The organism is Arthrobacter sp. B0316-1-20 (genome assembly GCF_059091865.1).
Window position 1 is genome coordinate 22,216 of sequence record NZ_JBNHHC010000044.1, and the last position, 14,501, is coordinate 36,716.

Below are 14,501 nucleotides of genomic sequence, written 5' to 3' on the forward strand. Positions count from 1 at the left end.
GCCTGATTGTTCGCGGGCAGCTGCAGCGGCCGCCTGCACCGTTCGCAGGCGGCCGCTTTTTCTTTGCCACGAAATCAAACCTCGTGCACCAGTTGCTTGAGTGGCGGGGCACTATCCCTACACACTGGGCCTTTTTGATGGCTATCGAATCTGTGTACGAATAAAATTGTGGTATGGCTCTTGCACCGTTGGACCGCACCGGGGAGATGGAAGCATCTCTGGATCAGGCGTGTGTCCTGCTGCAGGATGTCGCCGACGGCTTCCCCGTTGAGTTGTCGTCCCTGTCTACCCGGGACCTGGCCCACACGGTGGCGGCGGTCGAGGGTGTTTCGAAGCTCGTGGAGTTCCTGCAGGCCGTCGGCGCCCACGCGGTGGAGCGGGCGGACATCGCCGCCACCGGGGAACACGCGACGGCAGGACTCGGAGCAAGCGCCGGGGCCGGCGCAGAGACCGGTGCCGCCACGTCGGGCACCGCGGGGGCGGGGGAGTGGGCGGACCCGGCGGCGGCGATCAGCACCGGCGGCGTGGACGCAGCGGCCCCGGGCAGGTCCGGGGCGCAGCAGGTGCGGCGCCGCCGCAAGACGGAGTTCGCGAACACGGCGGAATATCTGCGCTCCCGGCTGGGGATCGGGATTGTGGAGGCGCGGCGCCGGCTGCGGGTCGGCAAGGCGATCGCCGCGCCGGTCCGGCTGGACGGGGAACCGGGTGTTCCGGCGTTGCCGGTTTTGGCCGAGGCCATGGCCCGCGGGGAGGTCAGCGGCCAGGCCGCGGCCCTGGTGGTTGATTCCCTGGACCGGGCCCGCCACGCCGGTAGCCCGGAGGCGTTGCAGGCGATGGAAGCGTCGCTGGTCCGGCAGGCCGTGGACGCCGATGCGGACACCCTGGTGATGGTGGCCAAGACGTGGGAAACCGCGGTCGACCAGGACGGTGCCGAACCGTCCGCGGAGGAACTGCGGGCCCGGCAGGGCCTGTTCTACCGGGGCCGGCGCCGCGGGCTGCACCAGTTCGTCATTAACACCACCGACGCCCAGTACGAGGCTCTCGCCACCGTGATGAATAGCGCCGCGAACCCAAGGATCCGCCCCGACGCCATCGAAACCGCCGCCAACACTTTTGCCGGCAACGGCCGGTCCGACGCGGGCCCTGCCGGCTCGGGGGATTCCGACACCGAGGGGGGCGGAAGCACGGCTGCCGACACGGCTGGCGGTGGCCGAAGTGACGCAGGAAGCGCCGCACGCGCCGGTGCCGGCACAACCGGCGCCGGGACACGCCTGGAGAATGCGGCAGGCACTGCTGAGGCTGGCGACGGCGAAATCTCCGACCCGCGGGACGACGCGCCGTCGGGCCCTGAACCCGGTCTGCCCGGTGAAGGCCCCTCCGGTGTGGATCCGGCCGTGGTGGAGGCGATGGATGACGCCACCCGGGCGCAGAAGCTGCTCGCGGGCCTGGTCGGGGCCTGCCGGATCGCGCTGAACACCGGCAGGCTTCCGGACTCGGGCGGGCACCGCACCCAAGTGATCGTCACCACCGGGTACGAGCAGCTGGCCGGGCTGCTCTCCGGCGGCGGCAACGCGGTCTTCACCGGCCCGGTCTCGGCCACCACAGTCCGCCGGATGGCCTGCGACGCCGAGATCATCCCGGCCGTCCTCGGTTCCGAAGGCGAAATCCTGGACCTGGGCCGGTCCCAACGGTTCTTCAACCGCGCCATCCGCCGGGCACTGGTCGCCCGGGACAAGGGCTGCGCCTTCCCGGGGTGCAGCATGCCCGCATTCTGGACCGAAGCGCACAACATCATCCCCTGGTGGGCCGGCGGCCGCACCGACGTCAACAACGGAGTATGCCTCTGCCTGCTCCACCACGACCTGATCGAGCAAGGCAACTGGGAGATCAACGTCGTCGACGGCATCCCCTGGTTCACCCCGCCGGACTACATCGACCCGCGCCGCAAACCGCTGCGCAACACCTACTGGCACACCCACGCCCCTCCCCAACCACTCCAAGCCACTGGATGATGAGGCAGGCCTCCCGCGATGCCCGCTGTCCAGTCTTGGTGCGGGAAGAACCACCACGCAAGCAGCAGGTGTGGTCCCGGTACGGCCGCTGAATGAATGTCTTGCTTGGTCAAAACCCGGAATCAAAGGACCAAGTCCAGCCACTCTCCGCGTGACGCGCGCGACAAGTGGGCTGGGCAGCTAACCGCGGGGCGCGCGCGGCCGAAGGTAGTAGGTAGCGGCTCACCGGAGCCCTCGAGAGACCTGGGACGGGGCCAATGATCGTAGTAACGCGGCTGAATGACAGCCAGTTTGCGGTCAACCCTGACCTGATTGAGCGCGTCCATTCCAACCCGGACACCACTTTGGTGATGGTTGACGGCGCCAAGTACATCGTCACCGAGACGATGAGCCAGGTCATCGAGATGATCGCCAGCTACCGCGCCTACGTGCTGCACCTGGCCCGTGAGTTGCCGCCTTCAGTCCACCAGCACGGTCACCCCCAGCTCGGCCTCGTGCCACCAGCCGCCCCGGCCCCCGGAGACGACTCCGCGGACCCCGGCAACACTGTGCCGCTGCGCCCTAGGAATACGTAAATGGATCCCGCAACACTTATTGGCCTCCTGCTGGCCTTCGGCTCGCTCTATGCCATGATCACCCTCGAGGGCGCCCACGTCTCGGCGCTCCTCATCCCGGCTCCCATGATCCTGGTCTTCGGTGCAACTATCGCCGTGGGCTTGGCCAGCACCACCCTCAGGGACGGCCTGCACGCCTTCAAAGCGTTGCCCCGGGCTTTCACCGGCAAGGTGGCGAAGCCCCAGACGGTCATTGACCGAGTCGTCGAGCTGGCCGAAAAGGCGCGCAGCGAGGGTCTGCTGGCACTGGACGCAGAGGCGACCGAGGAAAAGGACCCGTTCATGCAGCGGGCGCTGCAGAACATCGCCGACGGCACCGACGGCGAGGAACTGCGGATCCTTCTCGAAGACGAGATCAGCACGAAGGCGCGCGCCGATCGCCAATCCTCCAAGTTTTTCATGGGCATGGGCGGCTACGCCCCGACCATCGGCATCATCGGCACCGTCGTATCGCTGACGCACGTGCTGGAAAACCTTTCCACCCCGGACACCCTCGGACCGATGATCGCGACGGCGTTCGTTGCCACGCTGTGGGGATTGCTCTCCGCCAACTTCATCTGGCTGCCGATCGGCGGCAAGCTGAGGCGCTTGGCCGACCTGGAAACCGAGCGCATGACCCTGCTGATGGAAGGCATGCTGGCCGTCCAGGCCGGCAGCCAGCCGCGGCTGTTGGGCGAACGCCTGCGTGCCATGGTTCCGGAGCATGAGATGGGCACGGGGAAGCCGGCCAAGGAAGGCAAATCCGGGAAGTCCGACGACAAGCCTGCGGTCAAGGCAGCATGAAGTCGCGGCGCCCGCGCCGGCCTCTCGGCGCGGAAGAGGACGAGCACCCGGACGAGCGGTGGATGGCCTCCTACATGGACATGGTCACCGTGCTGATGTGTATGTTCATCGTGCTCTTCGCCATGTCCACGGTGGATGCGGCAAAGTTCGAGAAGCTGGCCAACTCGTTGGCCACGGGTTTCGGCGTGGAACGCACGCAGGCGGTCGACACGGCCGAAGGGGTAGTGGTCCCGTCTGAACTCATTGACGAGGAGGGCCAGGGGTTTACCAGTGGCGACGCCGAAGAGGACACCGAGGGTGAACTGAAAACCGATCTCGACGTGGCCATCAAGGAAGTCAACGACCTGCGCAACATCCAGGCAAAGATCACCAAGGGGCTGCAGGAAGAAGGCCTTGAAAAAGCTGTCCGCTTCCAGCTTGACGAGCGTGGCCTGACCGTTCGGCTGATTGGCAGCGAGACGTTCTTCGAGCCCGACTCGCCGGTGCTCACCCGGCAGACCATCAAGATCCTGAACGTGGTCGGTCCGGTGCTGAGGCCGGTCGGCTACGAGCTGAAGGTGGAAGGGCACACGGCCCAGGTGCGCCACCTGGACCCGAACGCACTGGACTGGGAGCTCTCCTCGGAGCGTGCCGTGAACGTGCTGCGCCATCTGGTGGAAGACAGCGGCGTGGTTTCGAACCGCATCTCCGCGGTCGGGTTCGGCGAATCCAGGCCGCTGACCCGCAGCGGGAGTGATGCAGATCTCGCCATGAACCGCCGCGTAGACATTGTGGTGCTCTCGGGCCAGCCGGAGGCCATCCGCAACCTGATTCCCGAAGTCATGAAGGATCCTGCCGGTGCCGCTAAAGAGGCCGCCGCGGAACGTGCGGAACTGGCCAAGAAGGCCGCCGAAGCCGAAGCAGCGGAACAGGCGGAGGCCGAGTCGGCTGAAACCGAAGCCCCTGAGGACAAACCTGCCGAGCGCGTAGCAGGCGAACCGGGTAAAAGCTCCGGGCGCGACGTGGTTACCGGTAGTGGCCGCAGCGGCGGCCCGGGGCCGGACGCCACCTACGCGCCGGCGCCCGGCGGGGCATCCTCCGACCACTGAGCGCCCGCCTCTGGCACAGGCCTGCCGGCGTTGGTAGTCCTCCCACTGAGCGCCCGCCTATGGCACCGCACGGCCGAGTTGGACGTGCGGCGGGGCACCCCACCCGCATTATCCAAACTCCTAACATCCCGAACCACGCTGCCGATAGTGCCTGCTGTGACGGTCCAGGAACATGCGCACTCTAGCGCGCCCGAAAAGCCGGCCAGAGCCGTCGAAGTTTACGACTTCCGGCGGCCGACCACCCTGGCGCGCGAGCATTCCCGCGTGCTGGAGTTGGCCTTCGAAACATTCGCCCGACAGTGGGGCACCCAGCTGACAGCCAAGGTCCGCGTGATCTGCACGGTCACGTCGGAGCAGGTCCAGATGCAGACCTACGACGAGTACGCGGCCTCGTTGCCGGCCAGTACTGCGATGGTTCTCTGCGCCCTCGATGACATCACCGGCAAGGCCGTGATCCAGTTTCCGACCAAGGCCGCGATGACGTGGGTCGACCATATGCTGGGCGGCAACGGCAGCCACGACTATCCGGACCGTAAGTTCACGCAGATTGAACAGGCCCTGGTCAGCCGGTTGATGGAGGATGCGCTCGAGGACTTGCGCTACTCGCTGGGTTCCCTGCTCACCACGCCCATCAGCCTGGACCAGATCCATTACAACTCGCAGTTCGCGCAGGCGGCGGCCACCAACGACCTGATGATCGTTGCCACCTTCGAAATCCGTGTCGGCGACCTGTCCGCGCCCGCCACGGTCGCCATCCCGGCCGAGGTACTGCTGACCCAGCTGCGTGATTCGTTCGCGATGAGCAGCCCGGCCAACGCGCGGAAACTGCTGGAGACCCAGCTGGTGCAAATCCCGGTGGACGTATCCCTGCAGTTCGCCCCCATGCGCGTGCGGCCCGGCCAGGTCCTCGACCTGGCCATCGGCGACCTGCTGCCGCTGCCGCACCCGCAACACCGCCCGCTGGATGTTGCCATCAACGGCGAACGGCTGGCACACGCCGCCGTGGGCGCCAACGGCAACCGCCTGGCCGGAGTCATTGTTACAACCGAGGAGAACGCCCGATGACACAGACCCAGACCCTTCAGGCTGCTGCCGCCGACGCGCTCCTGGGGCTGCTGCCCACCAACACGCCGCTCTACGCGGTGCGCCAGGATGAAGGCGGGCCGCTGCCGGGGCAGGTAGCCTCCGCCGTCGTCGGGTCCTTCGTGGGCGGAACCTCGGCGGACGTGGCCTTGGTGGTGGCCGACCAGGCCGCCCTGTCCGCAGCCGCGGGCACGGATTCCCCTCTGGTTTCGGCCGCCGACCTGCTGCGCCCGGCGCTGGAAGCTGCCACCTCCGTGCTCGGCGCCGGGGTGCTGGGCGAGGCACGCGTCGGCAACGCCGCGGCGCTGTTCTCCGATCCGGAAGCCGCCGTCTTCAAGCTCACCGGCGGCGACGGCGAGGCCGGCGGCTGGTTCGCCATCCGGCTGCGCGAGAACCCGGCCGGCCACGGCGCCGACGACTCGGTGTTGGCCAAGCTGGGCCGCATCAACAACGTCGAAATGGCCCTGACGGTGGAAATCGGCCGCACGCGGATGTCCGTGCGCGATGTGCTGAACCTGGAACCGGGCGGCGTGATCGAACTGGACCGCTCGGCCGGCGCCCCCGCCGACGTGCTGCTCAACGGCCGCCTGATCGCCCACGGCGAGGTCGTCGTCGTCGACCAGGACTACGCCGTGCGCATCACCAAGATCCTCGACGTGCCCGAAGGACTCCTCTAAATGGAGACAGTCGTCCTTGCCGTGCGGGTAGCGCTCTCGCTGGCCGTGGTGCTGGGGCTGCTCTGGGTGCTGCAGCGCCGCTTCAGCCGCGGCGCCCGCACCGGCGCCCGCAAGCTGGTGCGCGTGGTGGAACGCCAGACCATCGGGCCCAAGGCCGCCGTCGTGGTGGTGGACGCCGACGGCCAGCGCTTCGTGCTGGGCGTGACGGATCAGGCGGTGCACGTGCTGGACAGCCGCGAAGCGCCGGTCGAAGAGGCGGCCGAGCCCGCCCACCGCGCCCCACAGACCGCGGCGGACAGCTTCTCCCGGCTGCTGGAACTGGCCACCGGCCGCGCATCGGGCCAGGTCCAGTCCGATGGGGACGTCGCGGCCCCATCCGGGTCGGTCGACGCTGCCGTCGCCGCCCGTCCGGCGACATTTTCCGACGGCGACGCCGGTGTCCCGCGCCGCGCGGCCCGTCGTGCCGCCGCGGCCATGCCCGAGCCGCCTGTCGAACAAACGTTGCATGGGCAGCGTGAAGTTGCGCAGGAGTTCGACGAGCCGCACCACGACGGCGATGTCATTCCCCTCCGGCAGGCCGGGCTGTATCCGATCGACGGCGGACGGCGTTCCGTTCGCACGGGCCGCCGGGCGTCGCGTCCGGCCGGCCGGCAGGAGCAGGCTCCGGATTCCCCGCTGGCCGGGTCCATCTTGTCTCCGTCCACCTGGAAGCAGACCGCCGAAGCCCTGAAGCAGGTCCGTTCGCGTTGAGAAGCACCGGCATCATGGCCTTGACGGCGGGCCGCTGGCCGCGTCTGGCCACCGCAGCATTGCTGGCTTTACTGCTGGCAGTGGCCTTTGCCGTCGCCGCCGCCATCCTGAGCGCGCCGTCCGCCTTCGCGTCGCCGGTCGCCCCGGTTCCCCCCGTTGACCCGCTGGCCCCCGTCGAACCGGGCTCGCCGGACGGCGACGGCGGGTTCTCGGTGGAGATCAACGGCCCCAACGGCACGCCGTCGTCCGCCGTCATCACGCTGCTGGGCATCACGCTGCTGTCGGTGGCCCCCGCGCTGCTGCTGATGATGACGTCCTTCACCAAGATCTTCGTGGTGCTGGCGATGACCCGGAACGCGCTGTCCCTGCCCTCCATCCCGCCGAACCAGGTGCTGGCCGGGCTGGCACTGTTCCTGTCGCTGTTCATCATGTGGCCGGTGCTGACCCAGGTGAACGAGCTGGGCGTCCAGCCGTACATGGAGGGGACCACGGACTTCACGGATGCGGTGGGCGCCGCCGCCGCTCCGCTACAGAACTTCATGCTGGCGCACACCCGCGAAGAAGACCTGGCGCTGATGATGCGGGCAGCCGACCTGCCCAACCCGGAGAATCCCGAGGCCGTGCCGCTGCAGACCCTGATCCCGGCGTTCATGATTTCCGAGTTGCGCGCCGCGTTCATCATCGGGTTCGTCATCTTCGTGCCGTTCCTCGTGATCGACCTGGTGGTGGCCTCGGCGCTGATGTCCATGGGCATGATGATGCTCCCGCCGGTGATGATTTCGCTGCCGTTCAAGATCCTGCTGTTCGTGCTGGTGGATGGCTGGGGCCTGATCATCACCGCCCTGGTCGGAAGTTACGGTACCTAGCCGTGGATACAAACGCCGTCCTCGACATCGGCCTGCAGGGCCTGCTGGTCGCCGCCAAACTCTCCGCCCCGGTGCTGGTCACCGCGCTGGTGGTGGGCTTCGCCGTCTCCCTGGTCCAGTCCATGACACAGATCCAGGAAATCACGCTGTCCTTCGTGCCCAAGGCCGTGGCCGTGGCCGTGGCGCTGCTGATCTGCGGACACTGGATGATTTCCGAGATGGTTTCCTTCACGCGGGAAATGTTCGAGAAAATCCCCGGCCTGCTCGGCGGCGGATAATGAACATTCCGCTCGACCAGGCGTGGATAGAGGCCACCATGCTGGCAGGTGTCCGCATGGTGGCTTTCCTGCTGATTGCCCCGCCGTTCTCCTACGGAGCCATCCCGGCCCGCATCAAGGCGATGCTCGGCGTCGGACTGGCCCTGGCGGTGTCCCCGCGGGTCGCCAACGGGTACGAGCCGATGGACACGGCGGGATTCTTCGGCGCGCTGGTGCTGGAGATCCTGGTGGGCGCCCTGCTGGGGTTCCTCGTGCTGGTGGTGTTCTCCGCGGTGCAGTCAGCGGGCACGCTGATCGACCTGTTCGGCGGCTTCTCCATGGCGCAGGCTTTCGACCCGCAGTCCATGGTCAACGGCGCGCAGTTCACCCGGCTGTTCCAGATGGCCGCGCTGGCGCTGCTGTTCGCCTCCGACGGCTACCAGTTGATCATTGGCGGGCTCGCGCGCAGTTTCACCGCGCTGCCGCTGGGCGGGGGAGTCGACCTGGCCGAGCCCGTACAGCTGATCATCACCGGCGTGACGCAGATGTTCCTGGCGGCGGTGCAGATTGCCGGACCCCTGCTGGTGGTGCTGTTCCTGGCCGACGCCGGCCTGGGCCTGCTCACCCGGGTGGCCCCGGCGCTGAACGCGTTTGCGCTGGGTTTCCCGTTGAAGATCTTCCTGACCCTGACCCTGGCCGGCGTGGTGTTCGTGGCGCTGCCGCGGATTGTCTCCTCGCTCGCCGGACAGGCCGTGACGGCACTGACGGGGGTGGTGGGCTAGATGTCGCAGGACACCTCCGAAGAACGGACAGAGCAAGCCACCGCCAAGCGGATGAAGGAAGTCCGGCAGAAGGGCCAGCTCTCCAAATCCCAGGACCTCACCGCCTGGTTGGGCGTGGGCGCGGCCGCGCTGATGCTGCCGATGACCATCGGCCGGGCCTCCCAGGCCGGCACCGACCAGATGTTCACCGTCACGCGGATGATCCAGTCGCCGGACCCGGGGCTGGTGGTCAAGGCGCTCGAGGACGGCCTGGGCACGATCATGTACACGCTCACGCCGATGTTCCTGGCCGTGGTCGCCGTGATCATCGCGGGTGCGGCGCTGCAGGGCGGCATCCACTGGAAGAAGTTCAAATCCGAGACCCAGCAGTTCAACCTGGTCAACGGGCTGAAGAAGGTGTTCGGCCTGCAGGCGCTCTGGCAGGGTGCCAAGGCGCTGCTGAAGACCGTGGTGGTGGGACTGGCCTTGTACTTTGTGATCCAGGGGCTGGTCCCGGTGCTGATGACCGCCGGCGGGCTCTCGGTCGGCTCGCTGCTCGAGGCTGCGGGCGGCGGCACCGCCGGGCTGCTGCAGACCGCGATCATCGCCGGCCTGGTGCTGGCCGCGCTGGACGTGATGGTGGTAATCCGGCGCAACCGCAAGAAAACCCGGATGACCAAGAAGGAAGTCCGCGACGAAAACAAGAGCTCCGAGGGCGATCCGCTGATCAAGTCGCAGCGGCGCTCGCGGCAGTTGGCGATGAGCCGCAACCGCATGATCGCCGCGGTGGGAGGCTCCGACGTCGTGCTGGTCAACCCGACCCACTACGCGGTGGCGCTGAAGTACGAACCGGGAAAGTCGGCGCCGCGCGTGGTGGCCAAGGGGGCGGGCAACATTGCCGCCCGCATCCGCGAGGAAGCCGAAACCACCCGCGTGCCGGTGGTGCGCGATGTCCCGCTGTCCCGGGCGCTGCACGGCGCCTGCGAGATCGGCCAGGAGATCCCCCTGGAGCTTTACAACGCCGTGGCCCGCGTGCTGGCCTTCGTCATGAGCCTGAAGGCCCGCGGCACCTCAGCCGGTACAGCCGCAGGCGTCCACACCATGGCGGAGCCGGCCATGACCGACGCCGACGCTGCCGCCTACGCTTCAACCCGGCAGGGCCGCCGAGCCTTGTCCCTACCGTCACCCGGAGGTGACTGATGAACCGCAACCTCTCCAAGCTCGCCGTCCCGATCGGCGTGGTGGGCATCGTCCTGCTGCTGGTGGTGCCGATTCCGGCTGGACTGCTGGACGTGCTGATCATCGTGAACATCCTGCTGGCGCTGGTGATCCTGCTGACCACGATGTTCGTGAAGAAGCCGCTGGACTTCTCCGTGTTCCCGTCGCTGCTGCTGGTGGCCACGCTGTTCCGGCTGGGCCTGAACGTGGCGTCCACCCGGCTGGTGCTGGGCGACGGCTACGCCGGGCAGGTGATCGAGGCCTTCGGCCACGTGGCCGTGGGCGGCTCGATCATCATCGGCGCGGTGGTGTTCCTGATCCTGGTGGTCATCCAGTTCGTGGTGGTCACCAAGGGCGCCGAGCGCGTGGCCGAGGTGGGGGCGCGCTTCACGCTGGACGCGATGCCGGGCAAGCAGATGGCGATCGACGCCGACCTGAACGCCGGGCTGATCACCGACACGCAGGCCCGGGAACGCCGTGCCGCGGTATCCGCCGAAGCCGACTTCTACGGCGCGATGGACGGCGCGTCGAAGTTCGTCAAGGGCGACGCGATCGCCGGCATCATCATTATCATCATCAACATCGTCGGCGGCATCGCCATCGGCATGCTGCAGCGCGGCATGGAAATCGGCGACGCGGTCAGCACCTACACCCTGCTGACCATCGGCGACGGCCTGGTCACGCAGATCCCGGCGCTGCTGATGGCCGTGTCCACCGGCATGGTCGTGACGCGTTCGAATGCCGACTCCGAAATGGGTTCCGACGCCTCCGACCAGCTGACCCAGTCCCGGCAGGCGCTGATGATCGCCGGCGGCGCGGCCATTCTGCTGGCCCTGATCCCGGGCATGCCCAAGATCCCGTTCATCCTGGTGGGCGCGTTCCTGATCTTCATGGCACAGCGGCTCAAGGCCACCGAGGCGGCCAAGGCCAAGGACGACGACGCCGCCGCCGCCGAGGCGGGTCAGGCGGCTCCCGCTTCGGAGACTACCGAGGACCTGATTGAACAGATGCGGGTGCACGCGCTGGAGATCCAGCTGGCCCCGGACCTGGTGGATTTGGTCTCCGGCGCCTCCGACGACCTGCTGGCGCGGGTGCGTGCGCTGCGCCGGAAGATAGCCATGGAACTGGGCGTCGTGGTGCCGCCGGTGCGCACCCGCGACAGCATCGACCTGCCGATGTCCACCTATGTGATCCGGATTGCCGGCGTGGAGGCCGGCCGCGGCGAGGCCCCGGCCGGCAAGGTGTTGGCGCTGGGGGACAACCTGGAATCGCTGCCGGGCATCGCCACGGTGGAGCCGGTGTTCGGGCTGGCCGGCAAGTGGGTCCCGGCGGAGATGCGGCACAGCGCGGAGATGGCGGGAGCCACCGTGATCGACCGGGTCTCCGTGCTGGTCACCCACCTGTCCTCGTTGATCTCCGCCAACGCCGCCCGGCTGCTGACCCGTGAGGACGTGCGCGTGCTGACCGAGGGTGTGAAGTCGGTGAACCCGTCCGCGGTGGAGGAACTCACCCCGTCGCTGCTGTCGCTGGCCGAGGTGCAGCGCGTGCTGCAGGGGCTGCTGGCGGAGCAGATCCCGATCAACGACCTGCCGCGCATCTACGAGGCACTGGCGCTGAAGGCCAAGTCGTCCACCGACCCGGAGGGCCTGATCGAGGCCGCCCGGCAGGCGCTGGGCCCGGCCCTGACCGCGCAGTACCTGGACGGGCAGCTGCTGCGCGTGATCATGATCGATCCCACGCTGGAGCAGTCCATGCTGGAGGGCATGCGCCCGTCCGAGCACGGCACTCAGATCCTGCTCTCGGTCGAGCGGACCGAAGCCGTGCTGGCCTCGCTGCGGGATGCGCTGGAGAAAGTGGAAGCCAACGGCCTCACCGCGGTGCTCGTGTGTGCGCCCGCGCTGCGCCCGGCCATCCGGCGGCTCGTCTCGGCGCAGGCCGGGGGACTTCCGGTACTGTCCTATCAGGAGGTCACCTCCGCCAGCGTGAAGATCGAGACCGTGGGGGTAGTACGTGTCGGCCAGACGGCTGCAGCTTAAGGGCGCTTCCCTCCAGGAACTCAAGGCCAAGGTCCTGGCCGACCACGGACCCGACGCGAAGATTGTCGCGGCCGAGAAGGTCACGGTCGGCGGCATCCGCGGCTTCTTCGCCCGCGAGCACTACGAAGTCACGGTGGAACTGCCGGCCTCGGCTGTGCGCGGCCAGCATGCGCTGGACCAGAAGGCCCGAGCCGGAATCGCGGCACTGCTGGCCGACGCCGAGCGCACCGAATCCAGGCTCCACGGCAAGGCGCCGGAACTGCACGTCTCCACCCACACCGACCAGTTCGCGGTCATCATGGACAACCTGACCCTCAACACGGCGCGGCCCACCCGCCTGCCCAAGGGCGCCCGACTGGAGGAACCGCCGCCGGAAGCTGCCGGGCAGGCGGAGCGCCCCGGAGCCGCGGCGGCAAGGCCCGGCTGGGGGCGGCGGCGGAACGACCCAAAGCCCCCGAAGGACGCTGCAGCAGATTCCGGCGGCGCAACCGCGCCGGGGCCGGGGGCCGGGGCAGGGGCCCTGGAAGCCCCCGCCACGGCAGTCCCCGGTGCGGAAGAGGCCGCCGTGGCAGCGGCAGCCGGGGCAGCCGCAGCGGCAGCCACAACCCCAGCCCTGGAGGCAGCCTCGGCGGCTTCAGCCCTGCCCGCGGCCGCCCAAGCCGACGACTCCCGGGAGGCCGCCGGACCCGCCAACCGGACGGCCGGGACGGGTCGGCGCGCGGCGGCCCGAGCCACTGAGGCCGGGGCGTTCGAGGCGGAGCGGGCCGGGCAGGCGGGGCAGGACGATGAGGTCGGGCAGGCCGGGCAGGCCGGGCAGTCTGGCAGGGCAGCCACCGAACCGGCTGCCCAGCGCTCGGCTCTCACCGGCGGCGACGCGGGCTCCGGCACGGGCCCCGGCGTCGTCGTTGGCGCCGTCCTGGAGGATGGGCAGCCGCCGGCAGTGGAGGCACAACCCGGCGCCGCCGAAAGGGCGCGCCGGCCGGCCGTTCCGGTGCCGCTCTACGGGCCCGGGGACCTGGTGCTGGTGATCGGCCAGGGCGACATAGCCCTGGAGGCCGCCAACTCCATGGCCGCCGCGGCCCCTGCAGTCAACGGTGCGCCCTCGGAGGCCGCCGACTGGATTTCGGGCGGCGGCAACATGGTGAAGATGGCCGGCGCGCACGCCGGTGATGTTCGGCGACCGGTGCAGGACCGCAACAGCGCGATCGGGGCCCGTGCCCGGGGCGTGGAGCGGGGACAGAGCGTCTTCGTGGCCTTTGGGCTGGGCCAGGCGCTCACGCCGCCTGTGGAGCTGCTCGCGCTGCTGCCGGCGCTGGGAGCGGACCAGGTCTGGCTGGCGGTGGACGCCGGGCGAAAGGCCGAGGACACCGACCGCTGGGTGCAGGCCGTGCAGCGGGTGGTGGTTCCCGACGGCCTGGCGGTCACCGGGACGAGGCACACCGGGACGCCCAAGACCGTGAACACCCTGGGGGTGCCGGTGGGTTGGGTGGACGGCGCGCCGTCCGAGACCGCCTGGCTCTGACTGCCGCGGCGGGTCGAGCGGGCCTGCCCGGGCGCCGAGTTCAGCTGCGATAGAGTTGACGCGTGCTGGTGCTGACGCGAAAACCCGGAGAGCGGATCCTGATCGGTGACGACATCGTCATCACCGTGCTGGACGCCCGCCGCGACGGCGTCCGCCTCGGCATCGAGGCCCCGCGCGGCGTGAAGATCCAGCGTGATGAAGTGGTCCAGGCGGTCAGCGAGGCCAATATGGCTGCCGCCCAGAGCGGCCCGGAGGCCGAGGAACGCATCAAGGCCCTGCTGGGCCTGAACCTCCCCGGCAGCAGCGGCCCCGGCAGCTGATCCGCTCGCCGGCGGCCCCACCGGCGCCGGCCAGCTAAACCCGTTCACGGGCGGGGCCAGGGGCGGCGGCAGGCACCGGCGTCGTCGTGCTGTTGTGGCCTTTTTGACCTAACCCGGCACGGCAGGATAACCTTGGTAGTCGTTGTGCGTGTCCAACCTCGATACGCTATGTCCGTGTGGCGGCCCAGTTGCAGGGCCAACCTGGTCCACGGAAATAGCCGAGACTTTCTGGGCCACTGGTTACATTTCAGTCCTCACCTGAAGTTCCGGTAGCGCATCACCAACTTTGCGCGTGTGTTCTGTGAAGAATGCGCCGCTACCTTAGAACACCAAACGAAGGCAAAAACCGTGCGTACGTACACTCCGAAGCCCGGCGATATCAACCGCCAGTGGCACGTCATTGACGCCACCGACGTCGTCCTGGGTCGTCTTGCCAGCCAGACCGCAACACTGCTGCGCGGAAAGCACAAGCCGACCTTTGCTCCTCACATGGACATGGGCGATTTCGTCATCA

General features: G+C 68.6%; 15 protein-coding genes. All 15 read left to right on the forward strand.

The features are described 5' to 3' along the window. Nucleotides 1–173: 173 nt before the first annotated feature. Entirely contained in the window at nt 174–2,012 is a 1,839-nt protein-coding gene (locus AC5RW2_RS34690) for an HNH endonuclease signature motif containing protein (RefSeq protein ID WP_494075042.1), read from the forward strand. A gap of 257 nt (nt 2,013–2,269) precedes the next feature. Then, the gene (locus AC5RW2_RS34695; RefSeq protein ID WP_494000443.1) at nt 2,270–2,587 is read left to right on the forward strand and encodes a flagellar FlbD family protein; all 318 of its coding nucleotides are present in this window, start codon (nt 2,270–2,272) and stop codon (nt 2,585–2,587) included. After that, a complete protein-coding gene (locus tag AC5RW2_RS34700) occupies nt 2,588–3,409 on the forward strand; it encodes a motility protein A (RefSeq protein WP_494075043.1) in 822 nt (273 codons plus the stop codon). It begins immediately after the preceding gene. Next, on the forward strand, nt 3,406–4,497 hold the full coding sequence (locus AC5RW2_RS34705; protein WP_494075044.1) for an OmpA/MotB family protein: 1,092 nt from the start codon (nt 3,406–3,408) through the stop codon (nt 4,495–4,497). The genes AC5RW2_RS34700 and AC5RW2_RS34705 overlap by 4 nt, the downstream gene beginning before the upstream one ends. 147 nt (nt 4,498–4,644) lie before the next feature. After that, the gene (locus AC5RW2_RS34710) at nt 4,645–5,562 is read left to right on the forward strand and encodes a flagellar motor switch protein FliM (RefSeq protein WP_494022517.1); all 918 of its coding nucleotides are present in this window, start codon (nt 4,645–4,647) and stop codon (nt 5,560–5,562) included. Then, entirely contained in the window at nt 5,559–6,257 is a 699-nt protein-coding gene (gene fliN, locus AC5RW2_RS34715) for a flagellar motor switch protein FliN (protein ID WP_493979153.1), read from the forward strand. The genes AC5RW2_RS34710 and fliN overlap by 4 nt, the downstream gene beginning before the upstream one ends. Further along, nucleotides 6,258–7,007 carry a FliO/MopB family protein gene (locus AC5RW2_RS34720; protein ID WP_494075045.1) on the forward strand — a complete coding sequence of 250 codons (750 nt, stop codon included), beginning with the start codon at nt 6,258–6,260 and terminating at the stop codon, nt 7,005–7,007. It begins immediately after the preceding gene. Nucleotides 7,008–7,021: 14 nt separating this feature from the next. Beyond that, nucleotides 7,022–7,873, forward strand: coding sequence for a flagellar type III secretion system pore protein FliP (gene fliP, locus AC5RW2_RS34725; RefSeq protein WP_494000438.1), 852 nt, complete (start codon nt 7,022–7,024; stop codon nt 7,871–7,873). A gap of 2 nt (nt 7,874–7,875) precedes the next feature. Further along, on the forward strand, nt 7,876–8,151 hold the full coding sequence (fliQ, locus tag AC5RW2_RS34730) for a flagellar biosynthesis protein FliQ (protein ID WP_494075046.1): 276 nt from the start codon (nt 7,876–7,878) through the stop codon (nt 8,149–8,151). After that, a complete protein-coding gene (locus AC5RW2_RS34735; protein WP_494075047.1) occupies nt 8,151–8,912 on the forward strand; it encodes a flagellar biosynthetic protein FliR in 762 nt (253 codons plus the stop codon). Before fliQ ends, AC5RW2_RS34735 begins: the two co-directional genes overlap by 1 nt. Further along, nucleotides 8,913–10,091, forward strand: coding sequence for an EscU/YscU/HrcU family type III secretion system export apparatus switch protein (locus AC5RW2_RS34740; protein WP_494075048.1), 1,179 nt, complete (start codon nt 8,913–8,915; stop codon nt 10,089–10,091). It abuts the gene before it with no gap. Then, the gene (gene flhA, locus AC5RW2_RS34745; RefSeq protein ID WP_494075049.1) at nt 10,091–12,145 is read left to right on the forward strand and encodes a flagellar biosynthesis protein FlhA; all 2,055 of its coding nucleotides are present in this window, start codon (nt 10,091–10,093) and stop codon (nt 12,143–12,145) included. The genes AC5RW2_RS34740 and flhA overlap by 1 nt, the downstream gene beginning before the upstream one ends. Continuing rightward, on the forward strand, nt 12,120–13,667 hold the full coding sequence (locus AC5RW2_RS34750) for a hypothetical protein (RefSeq protein ID WP_494075050.1): 1,548 nt from the start codon (nt 12,120–12,122) through the stop codon (nt 13,665–13,667). The genes flhA and AC5RW2_RS34750 overlap by 26 nt, the downstream gene beginning before the upstream one ends. 62 nt (nt 13,668–13,729) lie before the next feature. Further along, nucleotides 13,730–13,987 (forward strand): carbon storage regulator CsrA, encoded by a 258-nt coding sequence (gene csrA, locus AC5RW2_RS34755; RefSeq protein WP_494075051.1) that lies wholly within the window; start codon nt 13,730–13,732, stop codon nt 13,985–13,987. A 348-nt stretch (nt 13,988–14,335) separates the two neighbouring features. Further along, nucleotides 14,336–14,501 (forward strand): uL13 family ribosomal protein (locus tag AC5RW2_RS34760; protein WP_494075052.1); only part of this gene is annotated, 166 nt, incomplete at its 3' end.

Coding starts and splice junctions, on each gene's coding strand:
- AC5RW2_RS34720 (WP_494075045.1), top strand. CDS start 6,258: ATGGAGACAGTCGTCCTTGCCGTGCGGGTAGCGCTCTCGCTGGCCGTG.
- AC5RW2_RS34705 (WP_494075044.1), top strand. CDS start 3,406: ATGAAGTCGCGGCGCCCGCGCCGGCCTCTCGGCGCGGAAGAGGACGAG.
- AC5RW2_RS34740 (WP_494075048.1), top strand. CDS start 8,913: ATGTCGCAGGACACCTCCGAAGAACGGACAGAGCAAGCCACCGCCAAG.
- fliP (WP_494000438.1), top strand. CDS start 7,022: ATGGCCTTGACGGCGGGCCGCTGGCCGCGTCTGGCCACCGCAGCATTG.
- AC5RW2_RS34695 (WP_494000443.1), top strand. CDS start 2,270: ATGATCGTAGTAACGCGGCTGAATGACAGCCAGTTTGCGGTCAACCCT.
- AC5RW2_RS34690 (WP_494075042.1), top strand. CDS start 174: ATGGCTCTTGCACCGTTGGACCGCACCGGGGAGATGGAAGCATCTCTG.
- AC5RW2_RS34700 (WP_494075043.1), top strand. CDS start 2,588: ATGGATCCCGCAACACTTATTGGCCTCCTGCTGGCCTTCGGCTCGCTC.
- flhA (WP_494075049.1), top strand. CDS start 10,091: ATGAACCGCAACCTCTCCAAGCTCGCCGTCCCGATCGGCGTGGTGGGC.
- fliN (WP_493979153.1), top strand. CDS start 5,559: ATGACACAGACCCAGACCCTTCAGGCTGCTGCCGCCGACGCGCTCCTG.
- AC5RW2_RS34735 (WP_494075047.1), top strand. CDS start 8,151: ATGAACATTCCGCTCGACCAGGCGTGGATAGAGGCCACCATGCTGGCA.